This is a genomic window from Actinocorallia lasiicapitis, from assembly GCF_054778695.1.
In genome coordinates this window covers 1-3,974 of record NZ_BAAGZI010000481.1, presented here as the reverse complement: position 1 = coordinate 3,974, position 3,974 = coordinate 1, and the positions used below count along the sequence as shown (strand labels likewise).

Sequence of the window (3,974 nt, the reverse complement as noted above, 5' to 3'; positions counted from 1 at the left end):
GGGCGGGGCCCGCACGGCCGCGCTGGAGCTGGCCGCGACGATCGCCGCGAACTCCCCCGTCGGCACCAGGGCCGCCAAACGCGCCCTGCGGCTGGGCGCGGGAGTCGATCTCCCGGCGGGCCTGGAGATCGAGGACAACGCGTGGCGGACGGCCGCGCTCTCCGCCGACCGGCGCGAAGGCATCGCCGCCTTCAACGACAAACGCCGCCCCAACTGGCCTGGAGTCTGAACCGATGCACGAAGGCGCGCTGCTGTGGGAACCGACGCATCCGGAGGACGCGCACGTCAGCGCGTTCATGCGGGCCCTGCCGTCACCGCCCGCGACCTATGACGAGCTGTGGCGCTGGTCCGTCACCGATCTCGACGGCTTCTGGGAGACGGTCTGGCGCCATTTCGACGTGGTCGGCGACCGCGGCGACGGGCCCGTCCGCGAGGGCGGGCCGATGCCCGTGGACGGGCTGCGCTGGTTCCCCGGCGCACGGCTGAACTACGCCGAGAACGTGCTGCGCTTCGCGGCGTCACGACCGGACGGCACGGCCGTGGTGTACCGGACCGAGGAGGGGCCCGACCAGGTGCTGACCTGGGCGGAGCTGGAAGAGCAGGTGGCGCGGGCGCGGGCCGGGCTGGTCGCGCTGGGCGTCGGGGCGGGCGACCGGGTCGTCGGGTACGTCCCGAACCGGCCGGAGGCACTGATCGTCATGCTGGCGGCGGCGTCGCTGGGCGCGGCCTGGTCGTCGTGCTCGCCCGACTTCGGCGCGCCGAGCGTCATCGACCGGTTCCAGCAGATCGAGCCGAAGGTCCTGCTGGCCGTCGACGGCTACACCTACAACGGGAAGCGGTTCGACCGGACCGGGGCGCTCGCCGAGATCCGGGCGGCGCTGCCCACCCTCGCCGCGACCGTCACGCTCGGCGCGGACGGCGAAGGGCTGACCCCCTACGCCGCGTTCCTGCGGCCCGGTGCGCCCTCCTACGACCGGGTCCCGTTCGACCAGCCGCTCTGGATCCTGTACTCCTCAGGGACGACCGGACTGCCGAAACCGATCGTGCACGGGCACGGCGGGATCGTCCTGGAACATCTGAAATCGCTGAGCCTGCACCAGGACCTCGGCCCCGGCGACGTGTTCCTCTGGTACACCACGACCGGCTGGATGATGTGGAACTACCTGGTCAGCGGGCTGATGCTCGGCGCGACCATCGTGCTGTCCGACGAGGCGCCGACCGGCGACTCGCTGTGGCGGCTGGCCGCCGAGACCGGGACCACGCATCTCGGGCTGGGCGCGCCCTACATCATGGCGTCGCGGAAGGCGGGGCTCGAACCGTCCGGTCTCGAAGCGCTGCGGGTGATCGGCTCGACCGGTTCGCCGCTGCCGCCCGAGGGCTTCGACTGGGTCTACACGCGGGTCAAGCAGGACGTCCTGCTCGGTTCGCTGTCCGGCGGCACCGATGTGTGCACCGGGTTCGTGGGCCCGTCCCCGCTACTGCCGGTGCGGGCCGGAGTGATCCAGTGCCGGACGCTCGGCGCCAAGATCGAGGCGTTCGACGACGAGGGCCACGCGATCATCGACGGGGTCGGCGAGCTGGTGCTGACCGAGCCGATGCCGTGTATGCCGGTCGGCTTCTGGAACGACCCCGGCGACGACCGCTACCGGGACGCCTACTTCGCGGACTTCCCCGGCGTCTGGCGGCACGGGGACTGGATCAAGATCCTGCCCGACGGCGGCTGCGTGATCTACGGCCGGTCCGACTCCACCCTGAACCGGGGCGGCATCCGGATGGGCACCAGCGACTTCTACCGGGTCGTCGAAGGCTTTCCCGAGATCGCCGACAGCCTCGTCATCGACACCGGGCGGCTCGGCGCGGAAGGCGTGCTCCTGCTGTACGTGCAGCTCGCCGCGGGGGAATCCCTCTCCGACGAACTGCTGGCCCGGCTCAAGGCCGCGCTCCGGGCGGATCTGTCGCCCCGGCACGTCCCCGACCGGATCATCCCGGTGCCGGGCATCCCCCGCACCCTGTCGGGGAAGAAGCTGGAGGTGCCCGTCCGGAAGATCCTGCAGGGGGCCGACCCGGCGAAGGCCGCGAACCGCGACTCGCTGGCCAACCCCGAGACGCTGGACTACTTCACACCCGGTGCAGGCTCCTGATCGGCCGGGTGGACAGCAGGGCGAGGCTGACCGCGACACAGGTCGCCGCCGAGACGAACAGGATGCTCCGCGGGTCGACCGCCTCGGCGCTCGGCCCGACCAGGGCCTGCCCCACCGCGGCCCCGGACACCGACCCGGCGATCTCGTAGGCGCTCACCCGGTTCAGCACGTCGCCGGGAACCTGGGTCTGGACGCTGGTCGACCACATCACCGACCAGAACGCCCAGGCGCCGCCGCCCAGCAGATGCCCGGCGATCAGCAGGGGCAGCGGCAGCTCCAGCGCCGTCGAGAGTGGGATGAAGGTGAAGCCGATGATGGCGACGCCGCCCGCCGCCAGCGGCCGGACGGGCCGCAGCCTGATCGCGATCAGTCCGCCGATGACCGTTCCGGTGCCGAGACCGGCCATCACCCAGCCGTAGGCGGCGTCGCCCAGCCGTTCGCCGATCATCTGGGAGCCCAGCGGGATGTACGGGCCGAAGACCAGCATCCCGAAGAACACCCAGATCACGATCACCGACCACATCCAGGTGCGGGAACGGAACTCCGTCCAGCCGCGCCGCAGGTCGCGCAGGACCGTCGAGGACTGCCGCGGGCCGCCCGCCGGGCGCACCCTGATCAGCGCGAGGCAGAGCCCGCTGAAGGCGAAGGTCGCCGCGTTCAGCGAGTAGACCACGCCCGCGCTGGAGACCGCCATGATCACACCGGCCAGCGCGGGACCGGCGAGCTGCGACCCGGCGTCAGCGATCTTGAGGGTGGCGTTGGCGCGCTGCGGGTCGCGGGCGACCAGCGGCACCATGCCGTTGGTGCCCGGCTGGAACATCCCGGCCGCCGTGCCCGCGAGCGACGAGCAGACCAGCAGCAGCCAGAGCGACGGCGTCCCGGTCAGGAACGCCACCGCGACGACGCCCTGGGTGATCACCCGGACGACGTCCGCCCCGATCATCACCTTCCTGGCGCCGATCCGGTCGGCGAAGACCCCGCCGAACACGACGAACCCGACGGCCGACAGCGTCCAGACGGCCAGGACGAAACCGACCCCCGAAACCCCGTAGATCTTCCCCACGGCCAGCGCGGCGGCGACCTGGATCATGCCGTCGCCCAGCAGCGAGACCGAACGCGCCCCGAAGTACAACGTGAAATTCCTGGTCCACAGCCTGGACGGGGCGTCCAGACCGGCCCCGCGGTCGATCACCGCGGTCATGTTCGCAACTCCATGCCGATCATTCTGGACAAGATCACCATGATCCACAGGCGTCCGGAATGACATCATCAGGTACATTTCGGCCATGAGACATCGGGTGGTGGCCCTGCTCGGACCCGCGACGGAGCTCTACCCGGTGACCTGCGCGTCCGCCGTGTTCGGCTGGCACGGCACGGAGATCCCCCACCACTACGAGCTCAGGACCTGCACCGAGCGGCCCGGGCGGATCACCACCACGCTCGGTTCCGATCTGGTCGTCGAGCACGGGCTGGCGGCGCTCGCCGAGGCCGACACCGTGCTCATCGCGGGCTGGTGCGCCCGGCCCGACTCCCCCGCCGTGCTGGAGGCCGTCGGAGCGGCCCACGCGCGGGGCGCACGGATCGTCGCGGTCTGCGAAGGGGTCTGGATCCCGGCTGCGCTCGGCCTGCTGGACGGCCGCACCTCCGCGTCGCACTGGGATCTGGTCGACCAGCTCTCGGCGGCCTACCCCCGGGTCAGGTTCGACTCCAAGATCCTGTACGTGGACCACGGCGACGTGGCCACCGCGGGAGCCTCGGCCACCACCCTCGACCTCTGCCTCAGCCTCGTCCGGCGCGACCACGGCGCGGCGCTCGCGGCGCGGATCGGCCGCC

3 protein-coding genes and 1 pseudogene are annotated in these 3,974 nt (G+C 71.7%); 3 read left to right on the top strand and 1 reads right to left on the bottom strand.

What is annotated here, in order from left to right:
• Together ACYVE7_RS30650 and ACYVE7_RS30645 are read left to right on the top strand one after the other, a co-directional pair.
• A pseudogene (locus ACYVE7_RS30650) lies at window positions 1-229 on the top strand (enoyl-CoA hydratase); the annotation flags it as partial.
• A 4-nt stretch (window positions 230-233) separates the two neighbouring features.
• Window positions 234-2,141 (top strand): acetoacetate--CoA ligase, encoded by a 1,908-nt coding sequence (locus tag ACYVE7_RS30645; protein WP_460369617.1) that lies wholly within the window; start codon window positions 234-236, stop codon window positions 2,139-2,141.
• Here the strand turns inward: ACYVE7_RS30645 and ACYVE7_RS30640 are convergent.
• Window positions 2,119-3,342: an MFS transporter gene (locus ACYVE7_RS30640; RefSeq protein WP_460369615.1), complete on the bottom strand. Its 1,224-nt coding sequence runs from the start codon at window positions 3,340-3,342 to the stop codon at window positions 2,119-2,121. The two genes, ACYVE7_RS30645 and ACYVE7_RS30640, sit on opposite strands and share 23 nt — an antisense overlap.
• Before the next feature lie 85 nt (window positions 3,343-3,427).
• Between ACYVE7_RS30640 and ACYVE7_RS30635 the strand changes: the two genes are divergently transcribed.
• On the top strand, window positions 3,428-3,974 hold a 547-nt coding region (locus ACYVE7_RS30635; protein ID WP_460369613.1), incomplete at its 3' end, for a DJ-1/PfpI family protein.

Excerpts from the sequence above, each read along its gene's own strand:
- ACYVE7_RS30645 (WP_460369617.1), top strand. The coding sequence starts at position 234 with ATGCACGAAGGCGCGCTGCTGTGGGAACCGACGCATCCGGAGGACGCG.
- ACYVE7_RS30640 (WP_460369615.1), bottom strand. The coding sequence starts at position 3,342 with ATGACCGCGGTGATCGACCGCGGGGCCGGTCTGGACGCCCCGTCCAGG.